General features: G+C 64.9%; 22 protein-coding genes and 1 pseudogene. 11 read left to right on the forward strand and 12 right to left on the reverse strand.

The window, feature by feature from the left end; genetic code table 11:
- Positions 1-6 precede the first annotated feature (6 nt).
- From DNA98_RS10300 to DNA98_RS10330, 7 genes are all read right to left on the reverse strand, one after another.
- Positions 7-1,755 (reverse strand): ATP-binding protein, encoded by a 1,749-nt coding sequence (locus DNA98_RS10300; RefSeq protein ID WP_110530679.1) that lies wholly within the window; start codon positions 1,753-1,755, stop codon positions 7-9.
- 13 nt (positions 1,756-1,768) lie between these two features.
- Positions 1,769-2,713, reverse strand: coding sequence for a hypothetical protein (locus DNA98_RS10305; RefSeq protein WP_110530013.1), 945 nt, complete (start codon positions 2,711-2,713; stop codon positions 1,769-1,771).
- A 53-nt stretch (positions 2,714-2,766) separates the two neighbouring features.
- Positions 2,767-3,873 (reverse strand): tetratricopeptide repeat protein, encoded by a 1,107-nt coding sequence (locus DNA98_RS10310; protein WP_110530016.1) that lies wholly within the window; start codon positions 3,871-3,873, stop codon positions 2,767-2,769.
- 16 nt (positions 3,874-3,889) lie between these two features.
- Entirely contained in the window at positions 3,890-5,146 is a 1,257-nt protein-coding gene (locus DNA98_RS10315) for an ATP-dependent protease ATPase subunit HslU (protein WP_110530017.1), read from the reverse strand.
- 40 nt (positions 5,147-5,186) lie between these two features.
- Positions 5,187-5,735, reverse strand: coding sequence for an ATP-dependent protease subunit HslV (gene hslV / locus DNA98_RS10320; RefSeq protein ID WP_110530020.1), 549 nt, complete (start codon positions 5,733-5,735; stop codon positions 5,187-5,189).
- A gap of 75 nt (positions 5,736-5,810) precedes the next feature.
- Entirely contained in the window at positions 5,811-6,665 is an 855-nt protein-coding gene (lepB, locus tag DNA98_RS10325; RefSeq protein ID WP_110530023.1) for a signal peptidase I, read from the reverse strand.
- A 19-nt stretch (positions 6,666-6,684) separates the two neighbouring features.
- The gene (locus tag DNA98_RS10330; RefSeq protein ID WP_110530026.1) at positions 6,685-7,446 is read right to left on the reverse strand and encodes a patatin-like phospholipase family protein; all 762 of its coding nucleotides are present in this window, start codon (positions 7,444-7,446) and stop codon (positions 6,685-6,687) included.
- 118 nt (positions 7,447-7,564) lie between these two features.
- Here DNA98_RS10330 and DNA98_RS10335 point away from each other — a divergent pair, with 118 nt between their 5' ends.
- Positions 7,565-8,356, forward strand: a complete 792-nt coding sequence (locus tag DNA98_RS10335; RefSeq protein WP_110530029.1) for a serine/threonine-protein kinase — start codon at positions 7,565-7,567, stop codon at positions 8,354-8,356.
- Positions 8,357-8,538: 182 nt separating this feature from the next.
- Positions 8,539-9,759, forward strand: a pseudogene (locus tag DNA98_RS10340) (IS256 family transposase).
- A gap of 309 nt (positions 9,760-10,068) precedes the next feature.
- On the opposite strand, the gene DNA98_RS10345 reads toward DNA98_RS10340, so the two are convergent.
- The 3 genes from DNA98_RS10345 to DNA98_RS10355 form a co-directional block, all read right to left on the reverse strand.
- Complete coding sequence (locus DNA98_RS10345; RefSeq protein WP_110530032.1) at positions 10,069-10,656, reverse strand: NYN domain-containing protein; 588 nt, start codon at positions 10,654-10,656, stop codon at positions 10,069-10,071.
- 73 nt (positions 10,657-10,729) lie between these two features.
- Positions 10,730-13,405, reverse strand: coding sequence for a phosphoenolpyruvate carboxylase (locus tag DNA98_RS10350; RefSeq protein WP_110530035.1), 2,676 nt, complete (start codon positions 13,403-13,405; stop codon positions 10,730-10,732).
- A 53-nt stretch (positions 13,406-13,458) separates the two neighbouring features.
- Positions 13,459-14,892 (reverse strand): amidohydrolase, encoded by a 1,434-nt coding sequence (locus DNA98_RS10355; protein WP_110530038.1) that lies wholly within the window; start codon positions 14,890-14,892, stop codon positions 13,459-13,461.
- Between the two features lie 48 nt (positions 14,893-14,940).
- On the opposite strand from DNA98_RS10355, the gene DNA98_RS10360 reads away from it, so the two are divergent.
- Complete coding sequence (locus DNA98_RS10360; RefSeq protein WP_110530041.1) at positions 14,941-15,432, forward strand: NUDIX domain-containing protein; 492 nt, start codon at positions 14,941-14,943, stop codon at positions 15,430-15,432.
- Complete coding sequence (gene ribF, locus DNA98_RS10365) at positions 15,419-16,306, forward strand: riboflavin biosynthesis protein RibF (RefSeq protein WP_110530044.1); 888 nt, start codon at positions 15,419-15,421, stop codon at positions 16,304-16,306. The genes DNA98_RS10360 and ribF overlap by 14 nt, the downstream gene beginning before the upstream one ends.
- Positions 16,307-16,319: 13 nt before the next feature.
- Here ribF and DNA98_RS10370 read toward each other — a convergent pair whose 3' ends face one another.
- Complete coding sequence (locus DNA98_RS10370; RefSeq protein ID WP_110530047.1) at positions 16,320-16,718, reverse strand: DUF4258 domain-containing protein; 399 nt, start codon at positions 16,716-16,718, stop codon at positions 16,320-16,322.
- 210 nt (positions 16,719-16,928) lie between these two features.
- On the opposite strand from DNA98_RS10370, the gene DNA98_RS10375 reads away from it, so the two are divergent.
- From DNA98_RS10375 to DNA98_RS10385, 3 genes are all read left to right on the forward strand, one after another.
- Positions 16,929-17,153 (forward strand): hypothetical protein, encoded by a 225-nt coding sequence (locus tag DNA98_RS10375; RefSeq protein ID WP_110530051.1) that lies wholly within the window; start codon positions 16,929-16,931, stop codon positions 17,151-17,153.
- A 20-nt stretch (positions 17,154-17,173) separates the two neighbouring features.
- Positions 17,174-18,214 (forward strand): hypothetical protein, encoded by a 1,041-nt coding sequence (locus DNA98_RS17930; RefSeq protein ID WP_199489383.1) that lies wholly within the window; start codon positions 17,174-17,176, stop codon positions 18,212-18,214.
- A 79-nt stretch (positions 18,215-18,293) separates the two neighbouring features.
- Positions 18,294-18,848 (forward strand): hypothetical protein, encoded by a 555-nt coding sequence (locus tag DNA98_RS10385; RefSeq protein ID WP_110530053.1) that lies wholly within the window; start codon positions 18,294-18,296, stop codon positions 18,846-18,848.
- 69 nt (positions 18,849-18,917) lie between these two features.
- Here the strand turns inward: DNA98_RS10385 and hemL are convergent, their stop codons facing one another.
- Positions 18,918-20,222: a glutamate-1-semialdehyde 2,1-aminomutase gene (gene hemL, locus DNA98_RS10390; RefSeq protein ID WP_110530057.1), complete on the reverse strand. Its 1,305-nt coding sequence runs from the start codon at positions 20,220-20,222 to the stop codon at positions 18,918-18,920.
- Between the two features lie 212 nt (positions 20,223-20,434).
- Here hemL and DNA98_RS10395 point away from each other — a divergent pair, with 212 nt between their 5' ends.
- The 4 genes from DNA98_RS10395 to hemB all read left to right on the forward strand — a co-directional run bounded on the left by DNA98_RS10395 (position 20,435) and on the right by hemB (position 24,279).
- The gene (locus DNA98_RS10395; RefSeq protein ID WP_110530060.1) at positions 20,435-21,622 is read left to right on the forward strand and encodes an NAD(P)-binding domain-containing protein; all 1,188 of its coding nucleotides are present in this window, start codon (positions 20,435-20,437) and stop codon (positions 21,620-21,622) included.
- Positions 21,615-22,529 (forward strand): hydroxymethylbilane synthase, encoded by a 915-nt coding sequence (hemC, locus tag DNA98_RS10400; RefSeq protein ID WP_110530063.1) that lies wholly within the window; start codon positions 21,615-21,617, stop codon positions 22,527-22,529. The genes DNA98_RS10395 and hemC overlap by 8 nt, the downstream gene beginning before the upstream one ends.
- Complete coding sequence (locus tag DNA98_RS10405; RefSeq protein WP_110530066.1) at positions 22,526-23,221, forward strand: uroporphyrinogen-III synthase; 696 nt, start codon at positions 22,526-22,528, stop codon at positions 23,219-23,221. The genes hemC and DNA98_RS10405 overlap by 4 nt, the downstream gene beginning before the upstream one ends.
- A 71-nt stretch (positions 23,222-23,292) precedes the next feature.
- Complete coding sequence (gene hemB, locus DNA98_RS10410) at positions 23,293-24,279, forward strand: porphobilinogen synthase (RefSeq protein ID WP_110530069.1); 987 nt, start codon at positions 23,293-23,295, stop codon at positions 24,277-24,279.
- Position 24,280 lies beyond the last annotated feature (1 nt).

Consider the following 24,280-nt stretch of genomic DNA (forward strand, 5'->3'; position numbering starts at 1 on the left):
GGTTCATCAAAGCCCCAGTTCGTTGATAAGGGCTTGGTCAGAGTTGTCCTCGAGCACCTCTTCGGCCTTGGTCGCCCAGGCAGGAAAGGGAAAGGTAAGGGGCATGGGAATCGGGAGTTCGGGCTGTTGAACGATCATCGTGCCCTGCGGAAGGATCACCGCCCGTTCGCGAAAGGAGGGGGGCAAGTAGCGGTACTCGGGGCGCTCGGCTTCGGCGGCGTCGAGGCGGCCCACCACCCGAATGGCGGCGTTGCCCACCACCCGGCGCTCGACCTCGGAGGCGGTCTGCTGGGCCCCGATCAGGATCACCCCTAGGCTGCGCCCACGCTCGGCGATGTCGAGCAGGATGTCCTTGATGGGGCTCTCGTCCTCGCGCGGAGCATATTTGTTCAGCTCGTCCAAGACGATAAAAACTCGCCCCCCTCGGCCTTTTTCCTTCTTCTCAAAGATCTCGCGCAAAATCGCCCCCACCACGAACATCTGGGCCTGCGCGGAGAGCTGGTGGAGGTCCACCACGTTCATCTGAAACTGCCCGGCCAGCGGATCGGGGGGGTTCCCTGCCCTGTCGCCGCGGATGAGGTGGGAGACGTTGCCAACGGCGGCCCGTAGGCGGCGGACAAAGGCCTCGAGCGTTCCCCGGGCCTGCCGGGCAACCCAGCGGGGGTCACCTTTACCCTCCTCGTCCCCTTCAGGGCCTAGCAGCTTGAACTCCACGTAGCGCACCAGCTGGGCGAAGCTCGACAGGCGCACCTTGCCCAGGCTATCGAAGCTCACCTCGGCCACCGCCTGGCCCACCTCGTCGTTCCAGTCCTCCACCGTCAGGTACGGCCCCTTTTGCCCTTCAGCCAGCTTGCGCAGGCGCTCCGTCACCTGGTCGATCAGGAAGCCTAGGTTGCTCATGGCCCCCCGGTCGGCAAAGAGAAAAGGTAGGAGGCCGCTGGAGCAAAACTGTACCAAGTCCCAATAGTAAGGGCTTACCCCCACCGGGCGGCTTTCCACGTCAGGGATGATATCTCCCGGAATAGGCTTGGGCGGAGCGCGAAAATCCACGCTCCTAAAGGGCCCCGGCTCGAGGCCCAGGCGGCGGTATTCCTCGCGCTGAGCGGGGGTGAGGCGGTTGTTGGGTTTGTCGAGGTGGAAGAGGTCTTCTCCTTTGACGTTGAAGAGCAAGGCCCGGGCACTTGCGGCGTCGTGCAACACCCCGGAGTTGAAGAGGCTATAGAGCAAGAAAGTAGCGTAGCTGGTCTTGGTCGCCACCCCTGAGATCCCCGAGACGTTGACGTGTCCGCCCTTGACCCCGTTCAAAAACTCCAGGTTCAAGTAGGCCACCTCGCCGTTCTTGAGAAACCCCGCCGGAAGCCGGGTAGAGCCCTTATGGTTGCTCATCCTGTCGTAATAGAGAGCCCGCTCGAGGGCTTCGGCCTGGGCCAAGTAGACCTTAGAGCCGGGGTCGGGGGGGAGGTATTCCTCGGGCTCGAGGCGCGTCACCTTGACGTGCGCGGCATAAGACTTGCTCACCGGCAGCAGCTCGCGCTGGGCCAAAAACACGTCGGTGTCGAACTGCGAACCCTCGTAGAGCTTCAAGACTTGGTCCACCAGGCCGTAGTACCGAATCGTACCTAGGGTGGGGTCGGGGTGGGCGAACTCGACGTAGACCACATCGTCGAGCCGCAGGAAACACCCCTCCTCCACCGCTACCCAAAAGTCCAGGGCCCCGGCCTCGCGGCTACCCAACACCATTCCGACCTGCTTCAAGCGACCCTCCGGTTTAGCCAAATAGCGTCTGTACGATCTTACGCCGAATCACTTCGCCCTGGCCCATATAACGCCCCAGAAACATCTCCAAAGCCCCTACCGCGATGAGATTCTGCGGGGCCCGGGGGTCACGGGCCGGCGAGGAGGCCATGGCACACAAAAGGCTCACGGAAAGATCGGCCAGCCGACGGGCTTCGTAGGGCTCGACAACCGTAGTCTCAACCCGCATCAGCCCAGCCCCGCCGTGAAAGGGTGCGCTGGGGCTAAGGGGCAACCTGATGTACCAGGAAAAGACGTCCACCCGACGGCCCATCCCATAACCGGGTAGCCGAAAGATGGGGGTGCGCTCGTAGGGCTCGAGCCGGTAAAGCAGAGCCTGCTCCTCAGGAGGCAAGTACAAGCCCGGCATGGTCTTGGTGTAGCCCAGCAGCGGATGCTGGGTGGGCTGCCCGGCGAGGTAGATCTGCCCATCCATCACCACCAGACAGCCATCGCCGCAAAGCGCCAGCGCCAGCTCGGCCTCGAGGCGGCGCATCACCTCGGTGACCTTGCTGCGCAGGTTTTGCAGATCGGCCGCTCGCGCGCTTTCGGGTTCATACACCAAACTCCCAAACCGCAGCGGCTCCACCTCCAGGCCCTCCGGGTGCAGGAGCACCCGCCGCATCTTAGGCTCCCCCGCCAAGCGAATCCCTGCGCCATCGCGCACCACAGCCCCGGCGGCCACCGTAGCGAGGATGGCTCGGTGCCCCTCTGGATCCACCACCACCGCATCCACCCGCTGGCGACCGTCCACCATGTACAGCACCGGCCAGTCCGACGGCGGGACCATGGCCGGGCGCTTGGCCTCCCACGCGGTTCCTTCGATGCCGGTCTTGACCTCCTCGCGGGCGGGGGTCTCTTCGAAGCCCACCTGGGGCAGGGCATAGTCAGGGTTCCAAGCCTCCAAGCGCCACTGCATGCCCCCAGCATAACTTAGCGCCGCCCCAAGGGTCAGCCCTGGCTCGGGGTGGGCTACTGATTCTTAGCCACGCACTCCTGCGCTTCCTTGAAGTCGTTTTGCAGCTCGAGGGCTTTCTGGCACTGGGCCTTGGCCCCGGCCTTGTCACCCAGTACCTCGTTGGCCTTGCCCAGCCAGTAGCGGAAGCTGGCGTTTTGCGGCTCCAGCGCCACGGCCTTGGTCAGATTGAAACGGGCCTTTTGCGCGTCGCCCAGCTCGAGGTAGACCCGACCCAGCCCGGCGTAAGCCTCGGGATAGCGCACCGGAGAGAGCGCCACCGCGTTTTCATAGGCGGCTCCGGCGGGCTTCCAGCTTTTCAGGCACTCCAATGCCTGCCCCTGGTAGACATAGACCTCGGCGTTGCCCGGAGATAAAATGGCGGCCTGGTTGAGGTGCGAGAGGGCCCCCGCACAGTCTTTGCGGGCGAGCAAAAAGGTACCGTACTTGAGGCGCAGGTCGGCGTCCTTGGGGTACTTGCCCACCGCGTCGTTGTAGACCTTGAGGGCCTCGTCGGGCTTGCCGCTGGCCACGTACAGGCTGGCCAACGTCGAACGCAGGGAAGGGTCATCGTCGAGGGCGATGGCCCGGTTGGCCGCCTCGATGGCCCGCTCGTACTGCCCCTGCAAGCCCAGCACCACCGCCCGCCAAGAGTAAATGGGGGCGTATTTGCTATTGACCCGCTCGGCATCGCGCAGCACGCTCAGGGCCTGGTCCAAGTTGCCCTTGGCCGCCTCGCGGTTCTCGGCGAAGCGGAAGGAGTCGGTGTAAGCCTGGGCCAGAGCGATGTAAGAGTTGATAAAAGTAGCGTTCTGGGCGATCGAGCGGCGCAGGTTCTCGATGGCCGCGGTCATCAGGCCCAGGCGCATCTGGTTGCGGGCCAGGAAGTACAAACTCTCCGCGCTCGAGTTACACTCCTTCACCGCCCGCTCAAAGAAGGGTTGGGCGGTCTCGAAGCGGCCCGCGTTGTAAAACTGCAAACCCGTGCGCAGGTTGCGCTGGCAGCTGTTCTGTGCGGAGGGGTCCGCCGCAGCAGTCTGGGCTATCGAGCCTGGCACCAGCACAAAGGCAGTGCCCACCAAGACTAAGCTCGTACGCACGAGGGTAGAAAACCACACACGCATCGTCTTCCTCCAAACCCTAGAGAATATACCGGGACAGGTCCGGCGAGGCCACCACGCTGGCTAAACGAGCCTCCACGTATTCCTTAGTAATCTCTACTTTTCCCAAGTCAGTCTGGAACGACACCTCTTCCAGCACCCGCTCGAGCACGGTGGAAAGCCGGCGCGCCCCGATGTCCTCGAGGTCGCGGTTGGCCGCGTGGGCGTATTGGGCGATGGCGCGCACCGCTTCGGGGGTAAAGTGAATCTCCGTGCCGTCCGCTTTCAAAAGTTCGGTATATTGCCTGAGCAACGAGGATTCGGGCTCGGTCAGGATGCGCTCAAACTCCTCGGCCCCCAGCGAGGACAGCTCAACCCGGATGGGAAAGCGCCCCTGTAGCTCAGGGATCAAATCGGAGGGCTTGGAGACGTGGAAGGCCCCGGCGGCGATAAACAAAACATGCTCGGTGGAGACCGGACCCAGCCGGGTAGAGACCACCGTGCCCTCCACCACCGGCAACAAGTCGCGCTGAACCCCTTCTCCCGATACATCCGGCCCGCCTACACTGCCCTGTCTGCGAGCCACCTTGTCGATCTCGTCGATGAAGACGATTCCGTCTTCCTGGGCTCGGCGCAACCCCTCTTGGGCCGCCTCTTCTTTGTCCACCAGGCGCTCGGCCTCCTGGTTTTTGAGGACCTCGAGGGCCTCCTTCACCCGCATCCGGCGACGCACCCGCCGCTGGGGTAGAAGCCCCCTGAGCATGTTGCCTAGGCCCTGCATCTGATCGCCGCCGCCCAACACCCCCATAAAGGGCAGTTGCGGTTCCTCATCCACCTCGATCTCCACCAGCTGCTCGTCAAAGCGCCCGGAGCGAATATCCAACACCGAAACCCGCAGCAACGCTGCCAGCTGCTCCTCGGCCTGAGCGGTGGCCCGCTCGGCCACTTTAGCCTTCAGCTCCTGCAAGACCATCTGGTAGCTGGCTTCGGCTAGGTCCCGCACGATGGAGTCCACGTCGCGGCCCACGTAGCCGACCTCGGTAAACTTGGTGGCTTCCACCTTGAGAAAAGGCGCCCCGGCCAGCCGCGCCAGGCGGCGGGCGATCTCGGTCTTGCCTACCCCGGTTGGTCCGATCATCAGGATGTTGCGGGGCACCACTTCACGGGCCAGAGCCGGGGGCAACCGCTTGCGCCGGTAGCGGTTGCGCAAAGCCACCGCCACAGCCCGTTTAGCCGCTTCCTGACCGATGATGTGTTTATCCAGCTCGCGGACGATCTCGGAGGGGGTCAAGTTCATAGGAGTATTCCCAAAAGCAAAGCGCCCAAAGTCGAAGGCCTCACCGTTCCTCTCCCACGACAAAGACGGTGGGGTTGCCGGTGGTGTACAGATCAATCTCTCCAGCGATGCGGATGGATTCTCGCGCGATATCCGCTGCGGAAAGCCCAGAGTGGCGCAACAGCGCTTTGGCTGCCGCGATGGCGTAGGGACCTCCCGAACCCACCGCCAGCACCGGCTCGTCGGGCGAGAGCACCTCCCCGTTGCCCGATAAAAGCAGCAGATTTTCCACGTCGGCAACGATTAACATGGCCTCCAGGTTCCTAAGCACCCGGTCGGTGCGCCACTTCTTAACCGTCTCCACCGCCGCCCGAGGCAGGTTGCCTTTGGCGACTCCCAGGGCCTCTTCAAAGTTCTCCAAAAGGGTCAGGGCGTCCGCCACGGCCCCGGCGAAGCCCACCAGGATGCCACCGCCTACCTCCAACCGGCGCACCTTGACGGCAGAAGTTTTCATGATGGTCTGGCCCAAGGTGACCTGACCATCTCCGGCAATCGCGGTCTGGCCGTTCTTGCGAACGGCCAGAATAGTTGTGGCGTGCATTGGCTCCATCTACACCAAGAGGCTAGCCCCTAGCCATGAAGCGGCGGTGAGAGCAAGGCCCGCTTGGCCAGGCTCTCCTCAGGGCTATCTAAACGCCGGAGGGATGGGTAGGCGGCGGATGTTGAGACGGGTGTTCCCGGTTTCATCGCGGCTCACCGGGGGCCACCACACCGCATTGGCCCGCCCGGCGATGCGGTCCTTGGCGATTGGGCCAAAGGTACGGGAATCCTCCGAGCCGCCGATGGTGCGGTTGTCCCCCATCACGAAGTAGTGGTCGGGGGCGATCTTGAGGGTACCGATTACGCAGCGCTCACCTTGCAGCTCAAGCGGCGGCGAGGGGTAAGCGGGGTCGCTGCTCGAGGGCGGCATCATCATGCCCGGAAGGTCCTTGAGATAATCGGGCAGTTCGTCCACCGCGAACGGGGTCCCCTGCTGCATGATGATGTGCGAGAGCCGTCCATCGCGGTAGCAGGCCCCGGGAAAGTTGTCGCCGTAGGGAGTGATAAGGCTGGTGATATGGGTTTCTTTGATCGGCTGCCCGTTGAGGACCAGTTGCCCATCGCGGATGCTGATCTCATCCCCCGGAACCCCCACGATGCGCTTGATGAAGAAGGCCTTGAACTGGAAACCCAGGATAGGGAACTGGGCTACCGCGTTGGGGGTTCCCTCAGGCGGCTTGATGATGGCGATCTCGCCCCGCCGCCACTGCGTCAGGCCGAAGCGCACCAGCCAAGTCTCATACTTGGGCACAAAGACCCGCTCGCCGTTTTGCAACGACACCGAGCCCGCGGGCAAGGCGCCGCCGTTCAAGGGGTTCATGCTGTTGCCCACGACCCCTACTGTAGTAAAGACAAAGGTGGTGACCAGAAACGCCAGCAGCAGCGCTTCCCCCACCTGGCGAAGCCACTCTTTGAAGAGATAATCCCAGAAGTTGCGCACGGCTTTGAGTATACACAGCTCATCGGGGTTGTGGTTGGGGGTCTTGGAACAAGGCGCGCGCAGCCCGCCGCCCTGCCTCCACGATCTCCTCAATACGGCCAAACTGCTCAATCCCCACGCCCCCCAGCTCTGGCCGCAGGTACTTCTCCGGCGGATACAACGCCCGACGGACGGCGGTGAGGTGGTTTTGCATGATATCCACCGAGCGGCGAATCTGGCCGATGGCGGTTCGGGGCACCCCGGGCAGGGCGATCTCGGGGGTAACGTCTACCGCCAACACGCGGGTGGCTTTCAAGAAGCGGGCCGCATCCACCGGAAGGTTATCGAGCACCCCCCCGTCCACGTAGGTCCGGCCTTCGAAGACCACGGGGCTAAAAAGACCTGGATAAGCCGAAGACGCCAACACCGCCCCGCGCAGATCCCCCTCAAAGAAGTAGGCCAACCGCCCCGCCTCGAGGTCGGTAGCGGTCACGATTAGGCGGTGCCGAAGGCCCGCAAAGGTCTCCGGGAGATAAACCGCCAGCAGCTCGCGCATGCGCCGCTCGGAGATGAGCCCGGTGGTACGGGGGTTGAGGCTCAACAGGCGCAGCCAAGGGGTGTGCCGGGCGATTTCGAGGATCTCCCCTGCGCTCTTCCCCGCCGCCCATAAGGCCCCGATGATGGCTCCCATGCTGGTCCCGGCCACCACTTCAGCCTCAAAACCGTTGGCCTCGAGCACCTCCAAGACTCCGATATGGGCCAGCCCCCGGGCCCCACCCCCCGACAACACCACAGCCTGCACGCTAATAAATTACCTCACGCCGGTTTGTTTTCGCTCGGCCTCATGCCCCGGCGGATCCGGCGCGGTTTGTCGGTCAAAATTTTTCCGCTGGGATGACTCTAAACGGTATAGTGAGGGGGTGGGTTTACCGGGGACAACCCTGCTCGGACGCTACCGGGTGATCCGGCCCATCGCTCGTGGCGCAGTAGCGACGGTCTACTTAGCCTTTGACGAGCATGGCCAACCCTATGCGCTCAAGCTCTTCCCCAAAGGGCGCGAGTCCCGCGCCGACCGGGAGTGGAAGGTGGGACGGGCGCTCGAGCACCCCCGTATCAACCCAGTGCTGCAACGCCTCGATCTGAGCAAAGAGGAGACCGGCGATGTCGAGGGCCCCGCGGTCCTGCTGGCCTTTGCTCCCGGCGAGCGCTTTTCCGAGTGGCGCAGCCACTACCCTCATGGTACCCTTTCGGTTTTCGAGGCCCTGCTCGAGGCGCTGGCCTACATGCACGAACAGGGCTTCGTCCACCGCGACGTAAAACCGGAAAATTTGGTAGTGGACGGCACCGGGCAGGCCCGTCTGATAGATTTCGACCTTTCTGGCCCCATCGGGGAACGCTTCTCCAAGCCGATCCGCCTAGGCACCCTAGCGTATATCGCCCCCGAGCAGGTGCGCGGCCAACCCCCCGGCCCTCCGGCGGACCTCTACTCGGCAGGAGTGCTGCTGTACTGGGCGCTCTCGGGTGAACTCCCCTTCACCGGAACTCCCGAAGAGGTGCTCGAGGCCCATCTGCACGAAAGCACCCCCTTTTTGGAGAATACCGATCCTTGGATGCGGCGCTTTATGGAGCGGTTGTTGGCTAAAGACCCAGCGGAGCGCTTCCAGGTGGGAAAAGAGGCGCTCGAGGCCTTCAGGGCGCTGCTCAGGATATAAAGCCCTGGTAATTTGATTTTTGGGGCATGCTGCCCTCGCGTCCCACGTCATACGTCGTACGCCAAGCGTACTGCCCAGTAGGCAAATCTCGTTACCAAACCACTGGTGCGGTAGCGTTGCAGATTTTGTATAAGCCCACCTAAGCAAAAGGGGGTACCTGTAAGAGAGACGGGAGGTACCCCATGCCCGAGTTTAGCATTGACCGAAGCTGGCTGGATGAGGTCGTCAGGGAAGTGGTCAAGCAGGTGCTGGAAACGGTGATGGAGTTGGAGCGCGAGGTCTTCCTGGCGGAGGAGGGTGGAACGAAGAACGGGTACTACGAGCGCGGTCTGGTCACCAAGCACGGTCCGGTGCGCCTGCGGGTGCCCAGGGAGCGGGATGGCCGCTTCCACATCGCCCTGTTCGCTCCCTACCAAAGCCGGACGGCTGCTTTCCCCCGAAGGGGGAAACACCGAGAAGACCTTGAGGCGCTTGCCCTAGCCATGTATGCCGCCGGCATCTCCACGCGAAAGGTGGGCGAGGTCCTGGGGCATCTCTTGGGGGAGACCTACAGCGCCAGCACCATAAGCCGCATGGCAGAGGAGGCGCTGCCCAGGCTAGAAGCTTTCAGGGAGCGCCCGCTCAGGCAGCGTTACGCCTTCGTCTACCTGGATGCCCTGTTCGTCAAGGTCTTCCGGGAGAGGGAAGGTGTAGCTACCGCTGCTTTCCCCCGAAGGGGGAAACACCGAGGGGCTGCTTACCTGGCCCTGGGGATCACCCAGGAAGGCCACCGGGAGGTCCTGGGTTTCTGGCTTCTGCCCACGGAGTCGGGCACGGGCTGGGGCGACCTGCTCCTTGAGCTCAAGGAGCGGGGGGGTGGAGGAGGTGTTGCTTTTCATCACCGACGAGCTGCCGGAGATGGAGACCGCCATCAAGCAGCTCTGCACCGTGCACAAGGTGCGTTCCACCCTGCGGCGGGTGCGCAAGAGGGATCAGGACGCGGCGCTTCCGGACCTCTTGTCCGTCATCCGGGCTTCCGATCGGAACCAGGCCTTGAGGGCGCTGGAGGCCTTCAAGGGTCGCTGGGCAGATAAGTACCCTCAGGTGGTGGCCGGTTGGATGCAGCACTCTGCAGCGCTCTACGCTTCTTCGAGTACCCGAGGGCCCTGCAGCCGGTGATCAAGAACACCCACCTGCTTGAGCGGAGGATCAAGGAGGTGAAGAGGGCTACCCGTGCTTTCGTGCAGCGAAACACCTTCCAGACGCGGGACAACACCTTTCCCACGCCCGATGCCGTGCTCAAGGTAATCTACTTCGTGGCCGAGCGCTATGAGGCGCGGTTTCAGGGGAGAAAGCTCCGGGGCTTTCAGCAGGCAGAGGATGAGATCCGTGCTATCTCTGATCTCAGGTACCCCCGGGCTTAGGTGGGGGCGTACACAAAATTCGGGACACTACCACTGGTGCGCCGATAACTCGATTTCCTGCACTGATGTCTCACGTCGTACGCAAAACGCCAAACGCGGCAGGTCATCCTCGGATACCCCTTTGGGCTGTACCTTCGCCCTGGTAGCAGCCGGCCAGGCCGGGGGCCAGGAAAGCTAGATACCCCCTCCCCTGCTAGGAGAGGGTCGCCCATGAAAGGGTATGACGGGGAAGAGGGGCCAATTCGGGAGCGGTATCGTTTGGCGTATGGCATAGGTATAGCAACAAGCTGTCAGCGCCCTAACCTTGAGCTATTTCTCGGTGACGTTAGGAATTAGCCTTTCCCGCTCACGGCCTGGCATGAAAGGATCGGGGATCTCCGGAAGGTGCACGAAGCGGTCCACCGCGTCAATCAACCGCTGTGAAGTTGTCTCCTTGAAGGCTATCACCTCCACCCGGATACCTCTTTCCATCAGCACCTCGATGATATCCACAAAATCTCCATCTCCCGATCCCAGCACCACCACGTCCAGGGTATGCATCAGCCGCACCATGTCGGCGGCGATTCCCATGTCCCAGTTGCCCTCGTAGATGGGCTTGCCCTCGTCGGTGGTCTCCTTGAGGGTAAGGTTCATCCGGCGCACCCGGTAGCCGATGGTGGAGAGCTTGTAGATGAACGGCCAAGCCGAGGTATCCCCCTCCCGTTCAACCACGTAGGCGGTGGCCCGCACCAGTTGCCGCCCGCTTGCCGCGTGTTTCAAGAGGCTTTCGAAGTTGACATTCTTCTCGTAGTAGTCGCGGGCCGAGTGGTAGAGGTTCTGGGTGTCCACGAAAAGGCCCACCCGTTGCAGGGGACTATAGCCGGGCAAAAGCCGGGGGTCAAGCAAATGTTCCGCCATGTTGTAGCTCCTCAAAAAGCATCCCTAAACAAGCCCATTATCCCCGAAATCCGACCCGCCGGGAATGGCTGGGTCATCCGGCGTTCCTCAACCCCGCCGCGACGCCCAGAATCGAGAGCATCAAGGCCCGCTCGAGCCCGGGGCGCTCGGGGTGTTCGGGGGAGGTGGCGCGGTAACGGGCCAGCAGCTCGACCTGTACATGGCTGATGGGGTCGACGTAGGGATTGCGCAGCTCGGTCTGGCGGGCCAGGACCGGGCGGTTGTACAATAGCGGCCCCTGGAAAGTCTCTTCCAGCAGCGCCACGCTTCGCTCGAAGGCTTGGGCGATGGGAGGGAAGAACGACTCCGCCAGTTCGGGCGGGACGAGGCGTAAATACTCGCGGGCGATGCCCAGGTCAGCCTTGGCCAGGGCCTCGGCGGCAGCCTCGAGGGTGCTTCTGAAAAATGGCCATCCCTGGTACATCTCCCGGCGCAGCTCAAGGGGAATCTGGATCAACCCGGCGTCAAGCCCATACCAACCGGGTAACAACAGCCGCACCTGGGTCCAGCTCATCACCCAAGGGATGGCCCGCAGGTCGGTGATCTCCCGCACCCGCCCGGAACGATACACGGGCCTCGAGGCAATGTTAAGCGCCCCGATCTCGCGGATAGGGGTAAAGGCTTCATAAAACTCGAAGAAGCGCGGCCGGGCAAGTAGGGCCCGGTATGCCTGCTCGGACTCACGCGCAGCGCATCCGAGGGCCTCCTCCCATTCCGAGGGCAGCGCGTTTTTCTCCCCATACGCATCCCGCGCAGCGGCCAAGCCCATGTAGTAAAGCATCTGCTCGAGGTTGCGGTAGGCGAGCTCGGGGTGCTGATAGCGATCAGCCAAAGCCTCTCCTTGCTCGGTGATGCGCATCCGGGTGCCCACCGTGCCGGGCGGCAAGCTGGCGATAGCTCGGCCCGCGCTGCCCCCGCCGCGCGCGGTGGAGGTGCCGCGCCCGTGGAAGAAATACACCCGCACCCCGTGTCCCTGAGCCACCTGGGCTATCTGTTCCTGCGCCCGGTACAAAGCCCAGTTGGCCGAGAGGAAGCCGGCGTCTTTGTTGGAATCGGAGTACCCGATCATCACCTCCATCCCTCCACGCCCCCGTACATGGGCCTGAAAGATCGGGTTGTCCAACAGCTCCGCGACCACCCGGGGGGCAGCCTCGAGATCGCGCAAAGTTTCAAACAGCGGCACCACGTCGAACGGCAAGGGACGCCCCGGGCGATACAGCCCCACCTCACGGGCCAGAAGGAACACCTCCAGCAAGTCGCTCGGATGGTGCGTCATGCTCACCACGTAGGCCCCTCGAGCCTGCCAGCGGTGCAGCGCGCCTAGGGCTACCCCCAGCGCCCGGCTTTGCGGGCGGTAACCAACCGGAGCCAAAGGGCGGGGCGAGCTCAGCTCCTCGGTGAGCAGGGCCTCGCGCTCCTTTGGGCTGAGTTCGAGGTAGTCCTCCCGCACCCCAGCCGCCTTGAGGAGCTCGGCCACCGCCTCGGCGTGCTGGCGCGACTCCTCCCGCAAATCCAAGGCCACCAGGTCCAGCCCGTAGGCCTCGGCGCACAAGCGGACGGGCTTGACCAGAACCCGCGCGACCCTTTGCAACCCCAGCTGGGCCAACCCGGCCTCGATGGTGCGCAAATCGGCCACCAGCTCTCTCCCGGTGGCGTAGCCCGTCCCAACCTGCTCTCCCAAGAGCGCGCGCAGCTTGTGACGGAGGATCATCAGATAGCGCCGGTAGGGCTCTGCCGCAAAGCGGTCGGGCAGGGGCAGTTTTTTGAAAGCCTCCTCGGTGGCCAGGCGGATCTCGCGCGGGGTGGGCAGGCGGTCCTCACCGAGGGAGAGGGCACGGATTAGCCCGTCTACTTCTTCCACAAATTGCCGCAGCACCAGCTCCCGGGCATAGTGCTGGGCCCACTGGGTGACCTCGGGGGTGACGTTGGGGTTGCCGTCGCGGTCACCGCCGATCCAGCTGCGGAAGGCCAAAGGGGGCGAAAGGTCGGGCCGAATCCCGTAGTGGGCCTCCACCGCCTGCTCGAGCCCCTCCACCAACCGAGGGAGAACCGTCCAGAGGGCGCGGGGCAGGTAGAAAAGCCCCCCTTTTACCTCGTCCTCTACGCTCACGCGGGCACGGCGCAGCTCGAGCGTACCCCACAGGAGCAAAGTGTGAACCTCGATGGCCTCCAAGCTGGCCTCGGGGCGGCCCTCTTCGTAGGCCTCCAACCACCTCTCGATCTCCCCCAGGTGATAGCGCACCGTACGACGGCGAGTTTCGGTGGGGTGGGCGGTAAAGGTAAGGTGCAGCCGCAGTTCGGAGAGTACCTTCACCACCTGTTCGTAGCTGAGCCCTTGGGCTTTGAACGCTCCCACCAGGGCCAAAAACGACTCCGAGCGCGGCGAGTTCGGGGTGGAGGCGGCTTCACGGGCCCGGTTGACCCGCACCCGCTGCCGCTCCTCGGCCAGGTTGACCAGGTGGAAGTACGTGGAGAAAGCCCGCACCAACCCCTCGGCCTCGCTCAGGGAGGCCCCCCGGATGAGGTGCAGCATCTTCTCGTGGGCTTCGGCGTCACCAGGGTTCTGCCGCAGGTGTTTGCTCAGGGCCCGCACCTCTTCCTCAAGCCGATACAGGCGCTCGCCAGAAAGGGCCTTGATGGCCTGGCCCAAAGCCCGGCCCAAAAGGTCTACTTCGCGCTTGAGCTGGTCGTAGAGGGGATCCGAAACCATTTAGAGAGAGTCTCGAGGGTCCGCGGGAAAGAGTCAAGGGAGGCTCCAACGCTTTAGAACAGCTCGAGCTCCCCTCTAAACACCCGCCCTACCGGCTTCCCGGCTTCCCACAGGGTCAAATCCGCCGGGGCTTGCGCGCGGATCTGGCCGTGTTCGGGCCAGCCCGCCGCCAGGGCCGCACCGCGGGTGAACGCCCACAGGGCCTGGGCCTCGCCTAAGGATTGCGCCGGGGCGATAGGGTGGGATAGCGCCGCCTGAAGGCCCCCCAGCACGTCCGGCGGAGCGACCGGGGCGTCGGAGCCAAAAGCCAGGGGCAGGCCGGTGTTCCATAGGTCACGCAGGCGGAAGGCTTCGTGTTCGCGGCCAGGCTGGTGCTGGCGGACGAGGGCGGCGTCCTCGAGCGCGTGGATCGGCTGCATAGAGACAGCCATCGGCAAGCCTCTAAAGGAGGGCAAATCGGCATCCTGCACGTGTTGGGCGTGTTCCATCCGCAACGGGCGGCGCGGATGAAGCTGAGCCAGCTCGCCAAACACCGCCAATACCCCCCGCACCGCCCGGGTCCCGATGGCGTGCACCGCCAGCCCAAACCCCGCCGAAAGCGCAGCCCTTCCCTCCTCCCGGATGAACTCGAGGTCGTCGAGCGGCATGCCAAAGGAGCCGTCCGGGTAGGGTTCGAGCATCCAAGCGGTGCGGCTGCCCAGCGCTCCATCGGCGAAGAACTTGACCGCCGCGACCTCCAAGGCATCTCCTCGCCATCTCGGCTCGGCTTCCCGCCAGCCCTCCTTGTCCAGCGCCCACCATAACCGCACCGGAAGCTCCCCCCTGCGAGCCAGTTCCTCGGCGAAGGCCAGCGGGCACCAGCCCAGGTGGTGCGCGGCGGTGTAGCCCCGCCGAGCCAGATCCGTAAGCCCCAAAGCCAGCTCCTGGACGGTGGGTCCGGGCAACACGGCATGGACCAGGTCGGTAGCCCGCTCGAGCAGGCACCCCGTAGGCTCACCCGCCGCGTCGCGAAGGATCACCCCGCCCTTGGGGTCGGCGGTGGTGGAAGTGATGCGGGCTTGCTCGAGGGCCCGCGAGTTGACCCAGCCCGAGTGGAGATCCCGGCTTTGCAAGAACACCGGGTGATGGGGCGCTGCCCGGTCGAGCAAGGCCTTATCGGGGTAAGCGTCAAACAGGTACCCCGCCCCACGAATCCAGCTCCCTGCGGGAAGCTCCCTGGAGCGCTCGGCGACCCGTGCCGCGACCTCTTCAGGGTGGTGCAGCCCCGACAGGTCGAGCGTGGAAAGCTGCCGCCCCCAAAGCACCGGGTGGATGTGGGCATCGTGTAGCCCAGGGGTAACCCGCTGCACGCGAAAACGCCTCGCCGCAGGATAGCGCGCCTGCAAATCCTCCGCCGGCCCCAAGTCGGCGATGCGACTTCCCTCGAGGTACACCGCCCCGGCTCGAGCAGGGTCGGCCATGGTCAGTATTTCACCCAGGATGAGCATGCTTACATACTACCGTCGAGCGCCAAAGGGTACGGCTATACTTTCCTCATGGCGAAGCGCCGCTACCTCTACCGCGGGCGCATCCTGAACCTGGCGCTCGAGGACGAAAAATACGAAATCGTCGAACACCAGCACGCCGTCTGTGTAATGGCCGAGCGGGAGGGAAAGCTCCTCTTCGTGCGACAATACCGCCCCGCCGTGGCGAGCGAGACCTTGGAGATCCCCGCCGGGCTCATCGAAGACGGCGAGGAGCCCGCTGCGGCGGCCCGGCGGGAGCTAGCCGAGGAGACCCAGCTCGAAGGCGACCTCGAGTACCTCACCGCCTTTTACGTCTCCCCCGGTTTTTGCGACGAAAAATTGCACCTCTTTCGGGCCACCAACCTACGCCACGCCCACGGCACCCCCGACGATGACGAGCACATCACCGTAGAGTGGCTCGAGCCTCGGCGGGTGCTCCAGCAAGCGCGCGAAGGTAAGGTGCAGATCTCCGCTTCGGCCATGGCCGGTATCCTTTGGTATCTGGCGTATGTTGCTCGTTAACGACCCCGCCGACGCACCCCCTGGCCCCAAAGTGGTGGCGATCGGGAGTTTTGACGGGCTACACCTGGGCCACCAACACCTCCTGCGGCAGGCTTTGCAGGAGGCCAAGGCCCTGCACATGCCGCTTTTGGTCTACACCTTTGACCCCCCCAGCAAAGTCTTTATGAAGGGTGAGGGCTTCCTGAGCGACCTTACCGAAAAGACCGAGCTATTGCGCGAGCTGGGGGTAGAAATCGCCCTCATCGTCCCGTTCAACGAAACCTTTGCCCAGCGCAGCAAGGAAGAGTTTTTGGAGGATCTGCGCGGCCTCGAGGCCCAGGAGATCTACGTCGGCGAGGACTTCCGCTTTGGGAAGGGGCGAAGTGGGGGGCTCGAGGATTTGCAAGCGGTGGCCCCTACCAAGATCCTGCCGCTGTTGGAGCTTTTCGACAGCCCGGTCAAGTCCAGCCGGATTCGCGATTTGCTGCGAGAGGGAAAAGTCGAGGAAGTAGGGCCGCTCCTGGGGCGGCCCTACGCGGCCCGGGGCATCGTGGTCGAGGGGGACCGGCGGGGGCGCATGCTGGGCTACCCCACCGCCAACCTCGAGGTCGCCCCCGGCAAGGTGCTGCCCCGGGGCGTTTTCGCGGTGCGGGCGCGAACCGCCCAGGGCACTTATGGCGGCGTGGCCAACATCGGCCATCGGCCTACAGTAGACGGGCGCGGGCTGCGCTTCGAGGTGCACCTATTTGGCTTCCATGGCGACCTCTACGGCGAGGACATGAAGGTGGAGTTCATCAAAAAGATCCGCGACGAGAAAAAGTTCTCCGGGCTGGAAGAATTAAAAGCCCAGATCGAGCGCGACGCGGAGGAAGCCCGGAGCTACCTAGGAGTTTAGGCCCGCGACGGCGCTATTTTTCCACCTCCACCTGCCTGGGCCACACCCACTCCACCTCCTCGAGCGCCCCATCGAAGCGCAGCAGGGCAGCCACCCGCGCCCGCGAGTACACCCGGTGGGGATCGCGGGGGATGAAGGCCGTGACCACATCCACCCAGCGGGGGTTTTTGTACTCGAGCACCACGTGTAAGGGCAGCCTGAGCCGGGGGGGGATCACCATATAGCCCAGCACCAACATCCGCTCATCCTCGGCGTAGACCGCCAGTTCACGGCCCCACTCCACCGCCCTCAGCACGTCCAGCTCGGTAAAACCCTCCTGGAGCATGTGCTTGGCGACGTGCGGGCCGAGGCGGTAGCGGCCTTCTTTGAGGTGGGGAAGCAACTCCTCGAGTCTACGAATCCTGCGCTTCACCTTTTCCTCCCCGCTATCGCTGCGAAACAGCTTCTCTCGGCTGTTGCTGCGAAAACACCACCTGCTTGGGCCGCTTAAGTTTCGCGCCGCCCTAAAAGGCGGCGGGGGTTTCGCGGTTATCTGAATTATACGGGATGATCCACGAAAAAAGGTGTCCGATATCGCCTATGGGTGTGTCCTGAAAATAGGCAAACAGCCTAAACTGTTGGAATGAGCGAAATACGGGAACGGATGCATCAGTTGGTGGATGAGTACGAGCGGCTGGGAGAGGGGAAGAATATAGCCGAGCAGGAGTTGCTGGTGATTGAGTTTGGCAAACAGATCCAGCGGCTGATGATGCAGGAGATGGTGGAAAAGGGAGAGCGGGGTACAGGAAGCGGAGGAGAGGGCAAAGGGGTCAAAAAAAAACGTGCGGAGGATGCGGGAAGGAGCTGAGGGGTAGCCGAAGCCATCGGGTGAAGGTAGGGAGCCTGTGGGGAGAGGTGGAGGTGCAGCGGTATCGGTATCGCTGCGGGTGTGGTCATCAGGGCCAGGGGTATCGCGACGAGAGCCTGGATGAGAGCGGCTACTTGCCGGAGTGCCTCCGGCGTATACATGGGACGACCCTACGGATGTCCTACCGAGAGGCTGAGGCGTGGTTGGGGGAGTGGGGGGTGAAGGTGGGCAAGAGTTCGTTGCAGGTGCTGGGGATTCGGCTGGAGCAGCACGAGCAAGAGCTGAGTCGTGAAAGGCTAACCCAACTGGCGCAGCAGCCCTTGAGGGGGCGGGAGGGGGAACGGGGCCGGCGCTGGTGTGTGGAGGTGGATGGCTGTCTGGTGGCGGCCCAGGGGGAGGGCGGCATCGAGTGGCGGGAAGTCAAAAGTGCGGTAGTGTACCCGATGCGCTGCCCAAGCCAGCGGTACTACGTGAGTGCCCTAACCACCGCCACAGCGTTCGCCCCCCAGGTGCATGGCCTGCTCCGCCATGCGGGCGTTCGCCAATCCGACTCCCTGATTGGCCTCAGTGACGGGGCGGCCTGGATCGCCGAACTCTTTGGCGAACTGGGGGTTCACCGACACATCTTGGATGTCTACCACGCCAGCACCTACCTCGACACCCTGATGACGGGACTCGGTTATTCCGAGGCTCACCGTCAAGAACAGCGAGAGGCTCTGCTTCGGGGAGAGATAAGTATCCAGCGCTGGCTCAACCTCAACCTCCGCGATCAGCCCATCAACCCAGAGGCCCATCAAGCCCTCCGCTTCTTGCAAAAGCAGGCCCACCTCGACCACACCGACTATCCCCGCTTCAAGCGGGAAGGTATTGAGGTCATCGGCTCAGGTCAGATCGAAGGCGCCAACAAGCACGTCATCGGCCAAAGACTCAAGATCACCGGGGCCCACTGGAGCGAATCCGGAGCGAGCGCTAAGGCCCTGGTCCGCTCGCGGTTCTTCTCCCACAGCCCCGTCACACCTTTCCACGCCGTCCGACACGGCGCTTTCCCTACTGCAGCCTAGTTGCCTAAATCCAGGACACACCCCCTGCCCTCGCACCGCGCCGCGGGGTAGGCCATCTTTGGTATGCTAAAGGCGCGCTATGCAGCTCGACGAGTACATCGAGACCTTGGGAGAGGCCTACGCTTGCTTGGGGCGGCCTCGCCTGGAAGGTCGCCTGGTGGCTCTGCTGCTGGCGAGTCCGCGCCCGATAGCCTTGGGCGAAGCCGCGCAGGTGCTAGGGGTGACGAAAAATGCCTTGCTCAAACTGCTTACCCCCATGACCGAGCGCGGGGACGTGATGCGCACCCTCGAGCCCTCCACCCGCCGCCACCTCTTTGCCCTCACCGACCATGCCTTTATCCACGACCTGCGCACAGAGGTGGTCAACCGCCAAAAGATCAGCGAGGCCACCCTCGGCTATCTCAAAAGCACCCGCGGGCTTCCCCCTCACGCCAAAAGCCGCCTGCGGGGCCATGCCGAGTTCACCCGGCGGCTGGCTCAGCAGCTGGGCCGAGTGCTCAAACACAAAGAGCGCGAGTTGGCCCGCGAAATGGAAGAGCACCTCGAGAAGGATTGGTACGCCTTACCCCCCCATCGAAAACGCTGGCGCGAGCATATCAAGGGTGAGCTCGACAGCTCGGCGAGGGGCGGCTGACCCCACCGCGAGCGGCGGGCGACCCCCGAGTTCGCCCAAAGGTTTTTCCAGGCGAATGCACGCGGGGGGCTACCCTAACGTTTGGAACACCTCACCCACCGCCGCCAAGGTCTGCTCGAGCTCGGCCTCGCCGTGGGCGGTGGAGAAAAACGCTGCCTCGAACTGGCTGGGGGGCCAGTACACCCCGCGTTCCAAGAGCCCGTGGAAGAAGCGCTTGAAGGTCTCGGTATCCGAGCCCACCGCTTCGGCGTAGGTAGCCACCGGCCCGGCGCGAAAAAACACCGTGATCATCGAGCCGACCCGGTTCACCGTGACCGGGAGGGTGGCGGCCTCGCGGATCCCAGCCTCCAGCCTCGCGCCGTAGCGCTCGAGCTGGTCATAGGGGCGCTCTTCGGTCAGAATCCGCAGGGTCTCGATACCCGCGGCCATCGCGATGGGGTTGCCGCTTAGGGTCCCGGCCTGGTAGACCGGGCCTAGCGGGGCCACCTGGCGCATGTACTCGGCTTTGCCGCCGTAGGCCCCCACCGGCAACCCCCCGCCGATGATCTTGCCCCAGCACACCAGGTCCGGCTCGAGGCCCAACCGCTCCACCGCCCCCCCCAGCCCCAAGCGGAAGCCGGTCATGACCTCATCGGCGATCAACAGGGCGCCGTGCTTGCGGGTCAGGGTGTGCAGGGCAGCGAGAAATTCAGGCGTGGGCACCAGCACCCCGGCATTCCCTACCACGGGTTCGAAGATCACCGCCGCAATGCTATCCCCCCACTCGGCGAAAATCCGCTCGAGCCCCGCCGGGTCGTTGTACTCGGCGACCAAGGTCAGCTCGGCGAAGGCCTGGGGAACCCCGGCGCTCGAGGGGGCGCTGGTGGCGGTCCCCCCCCCTGCGGTGAGCATCCCCGACCCCGCCTGCACCAACAGCCCATCGGCGTGGCCGTGGTAGTTACCGCGAAACTTGACGATATGGTCACGCCCGGTGACCCCGCGCGCCAGCCGCAGGGCGCTCATGGTGGCCTCGGTGCCGCTCGAGACAAAGCGCACCTGGTCGCAGCAAGGATACGCCGCCAGGATCAGCTCGGCCAGTTCGATCTCGCGCTCGGTGGGAGCCCCGAAGCTGGTTCCCTCGGTAGCCGCCCGCTGCACGGCCTCCACCACCCGAGGGTGGGCATGGCCTAAGATCATCGGCCCCCAGGAGCCGATGTAGTCGAGGAGTTCGTGGCCATCCACATCCCACATCCGAGCACCTTGGGCTTTGGCGATAAAGCGGGGGATACCTCCCACCGCTTTGAAGGCCCGCACCGGGGAGTTCACCCCGCCGGGAATCACCCGCTGGGCCCGCTCGAACAAGGCTTGGGAACGGGAATCCGAAACCGCGCTCATACCTGTGACCGTATCACCGACCGGCCTCCCCGGCAAGGGAGCCACCCCCAATGCTCAGCGGTGACACTTTCGTGACACATATTCTGTCGATAATAGCTACTACTACTCAGGGGCTACCCAGGGGTAGCCTCCGTAGGCAAAGCGGGGTATCGAAAGATGAGCAAGGACATTCGTCCACGCAATGTCCTCTACCATAGCGAAGGTGAGGGGTGATGGAGGCGCTGGCCCTAATCGGGGTATCCCAGCGGCGCGGAGGCACCGAAGCGCTCGAGGCCTGGACGGCCTGGGTGGAAGGGGTGGAGCGTTGGCCGCAGGCGTGGGTGCAGGAGGTGGTGCCCATCACCACCTGCAACCGCTGCGACCTGGTGCTGGCTTTGCCCAAAGGGGTAAGTCTGGAGCGGCTGCGCCGCGAACTCATCCCTGCCGGCCTGCCGCGGGGGTACGCCTTCGCGGGGGAGGCGGCCTTTGAGCAGCTGTGCCGGGTAGCGGCTTCGCTCGACTCCTTGAACCCCGGCGAGGACCAGATCATGCACCAGGTGCGCTCGGCCTTCGAAGCCGCCCGACGGGCGGGCACGGTTGGCCCCACCACTAGCCTGGCCTTCAACCTGGCCTTGCGGGTGGCCAAGCGGGTGCGCCGCGAGGTGCCCCTGGCCCCGGAGAAAACCAGCCTCTTCAGCCTGGCCCGCCCGGTTTTCGAGCAGTCCTTGCCTGCAAGGGCCAAAGTGGCGGTCCTCGGCGCGGGGGAGATGGGCGCGATGAGCGCCCGCAGCTTGGCGGCGAACGCCCAGATCTCCCTGCTGATCGTCAACCGCAGCCCCGAGAGGGCCCGGGCTCTGGCCGCTGAGCTAAATGCGGAAGCCCTCGAGCTGGAGGCTTTTCTCGCGGGCGAAATCCCCGTAGACGGCCTGGTGTGCGCCACTCCGGTCGAACACCTGATCGGCGAGGATTTTCTGGCCCGGCAACCCCGGCTGCGGGCCATCGTGGACCTGGGCCTCCCGCAGAACGTGGATCCTGGCCCAGCAATGCGCAGGGGCATCTTGCTGATCGACCTCGAGCGGATGCGGGCTCTGGGCGAAGAGCGGCGCCGGCAGTTGCAGGTGCACTTGGCCCGGGCCGAGGGGATCATCCAAGAAGAACTGGAGGCCGCTCTTGCCGAGTGGACCGAGCGCCGGTTGGGTGCGGCCATCGCCCAGCTCCGCGAGCGCTACCGGGTAGCGCTCGCGGGGGTGTTGGGGGAGTTGCTGCCGCCCGAGGAAATCCACCGGCTGGCGGGCCGCTTTGCTCATCTGCCCATCAAAGGATTGCGGGGCCTAGTGCGCTCGCACGGCCTCGAGGCGGCTCAGGTCTTCCTCGACGAAGCCGGGTTGGGTCAGGAACTCCGGGAGGTCGAGCATGCCTGAGGTCAGGATCGCTACCCGAGGCAGCCGCCTGGCCCTGTGGCAAGCCGGATGGGTAGCTGCCCAGCTGCAAGCCCAGGGGATCGCCAGCACGCTGGTCGTCGTCGAAACCCAGGGCGACCGGGAGCGGGTGGCGTTCTCCCAAATGCAGGGGCAGGGGTTTTTCACCAAGGCCATCCAGGAGGCGGTGCTCGCGGGGCGCGCCGACCTGGCGGTGCACTCGCTCAAGGATCTGCCCTCCGCCCCCACCCCAGGGCTGGTGCTGGCGGCTGTACCGCCTCGGGAAGATCCCCGCGAGGTGCTATTGGCGCTCCCCTCGGCTTGGGACGCCCAAGCCCCGGCGCTGCCGCTGGCTCCGGGAGCGCGGGTGGGCTCCAGCGCGGTACGTCGCCAGGCCCAACTGGCCAAGCTGCGGCCCGACCTAACGCCGCTGGAGCTGCGCGGCAACGTTCCCACCCGGGTGGAAAAGCTCCGAAGCGGCAGTTACGAGGCGATCCTGCTGGCCTGGGCGGGGCTGAAGCGGCTGGGGCTGGATCTGGGGGGGCTCGAGGTGCGGCTTCTAGAGCCGCGAGAACTGGTGCCCGCGCCGGGGCAGGGGGCATTGGCCCTGGAGTGCCGCGAAGAAGACACCCAGCTAAGAGAGGTCCTGCAGGGGCTGGATGACCCTACCGCCCGCCTCACCGTGGGCCTCGAGCGCGGCCTGATGGCCCGGCTCCAGGGGGGCTGTCAGCTGGCCCTCGGCGCGAGCGCCCAGAGGGTGGAAGGAGGCTGGCAGCTCCTGGCCTGGTACGGCGGCAGGCTGTACGAAGCGCTGAGCGCCGAACCCCAAGAGGTGATCGAGGGGGTCTACGCCCAGATTTCGGCCGATCACCCGGAGGCCGCAGGCGCGATGGGGGAGGTGCGGCGGTGACGGTGGCCCTAACCCACGCCGAAGGACGCCTGGAAGGGTTAAGGGAGGGCCTGGAAACGCGGGGGTATAGGGTGGTGCACTACCCGCTGATAGCTACCCAAACCCTGCCGGGGGTGAGCCTGGAGCCGCTCGAGGCCTGCCGCTGGTGGCTCTTCTCCAGCCAGGCGGCGGTTCGGGCGGTGGTGGAGCTAGGGGGAAGCTTCGCCGGGCGCTGCCTCGGAGCGGTAGGGGAAGGCACCGCCAGGGCTTTGCGAGATCTGGGCCTGGAGGTCGAGCTGGTGAGCCCGGAAGGCCACGCCGAATCCCTGGCCCGCGCTTTCCTCGCCCGGCAAGCCCCGGGGCCGGTAGGGCTCCCGCGCGGGAACCGGGCGCTACCGACCCTGGCCGACCGGCTTCAGGGGGCTGGGTACGAAGTGCGTGCCCTGACGGTGTACGAAACCCTCACCCAGCCCTGGCCCCCGGATGCGCCAATCCCCGATCTCACCGTGCTGGCCAGCCCTTCGGCGGTGGAAGCTTTGCCGCTGGAGGTCGCCCGGCAGACCCACTGCATCGCCCTGGGGCCGAGCACCGCGCAACGCTTGCGGGCCTTTGGCCTCCGCTATAGCCAAGCCCAAAGCCCGAGCGTAGAAGGGGTGATCGCCGCCCTCGAGCGCGCGGCCCAAACCCTACCCCCCTCTAGTCCACCCCGCTGAAGAGGACAACGATGAAGATCCATCCCACAGAACTACCGATCGCTTCGACCCCCGGGCCAGCCCTGCCACATATGCCCCACCGGCCCCGGCGGCTGCGCCAAAGCGCCGCCTTGCGCGACAGTGTGGCCGAGACCTGGCTCCACCCGGAAGACCTGATCGCGCCGTTCTTCGTGATCCCGAGCCAAGGGCGCGAGGAGCCGATACAGGCTCTGCCGGGCATCTCGCGCTACAGCGTGGACCGGTTGCTGCCCCAGCTCGAGCGCGCCCTCAAGCTGGGGGTGCGCTCGGTGATGCTCTTTGGGGTGCTGCCCCCGAGCGAAAAGGATCCGCTGGCCCAAAGCGCCGCCGACCCAGATGGGCCGGTTCCCACCGCCCTGCGTGCGGCCCGAAAAGCCTTCGGCAACGACCTGGTGCTCTACGCCGATGTGTGCCTTTGCACCCACACCGACCACGGGCACTGCGGGCTGCTCAAGGAGACGCCTAGGGGCGTGGTGATCGACAACGACGCGAGCCTAGCGCAACTGGCCCGGATGGCCCTCGTCCAGGCCGAGGCCGGGGTGGATTTCGTGGCCCCCTCCGACATGATGGACGGGCGGGTAGGCTACCTGCGCCGGGCGCTGGACGAGGCCGGGCACCCCGGGGTGGGTATCCTCTCCTACGCGGTCAAATACGCCAGCGCCTTCTACGGCCCCTTCCGCGAGGCCGCCGGGAGTGCCCCCAGCTTCGGCGACCGCAGCACCTACCAGATGGACCCCCGCAACGCCCGCGAGGCCCTGCGCGAAGCCCAGCTGGACGAGGAAGAAGGGGCCGATCTGCTGATGGTAAAGCCCGCCCTGGCCTATCTGGACATCCTAGCCCGGCTCCGGCCCACCACCCAACTGCCGCTGGCAGCCTACAACGTGAGCGGGGAGTATGCCATGCTCAAGGCAGCCGCGGCCGCAGGAGCGCTCGAGGAGGGCCGGGCCGTGCGCGAAACCCTCACCGCGATCAAACGGGCCGGGGCGGACCTCATCATCACCTACCACGCCCTGGAGGCGCTCGAGCGCGGCTGGCTGTAGG

Source organism: Meiothermus sp. Pnk-1, from assembly GCF_003226535.1.
In the GTDB taxonomy this organism is placed as follows: Bacteria; Deinococcota; Deinococci; order Deinococcales; family Thermaceae; genus Allomeiothermus.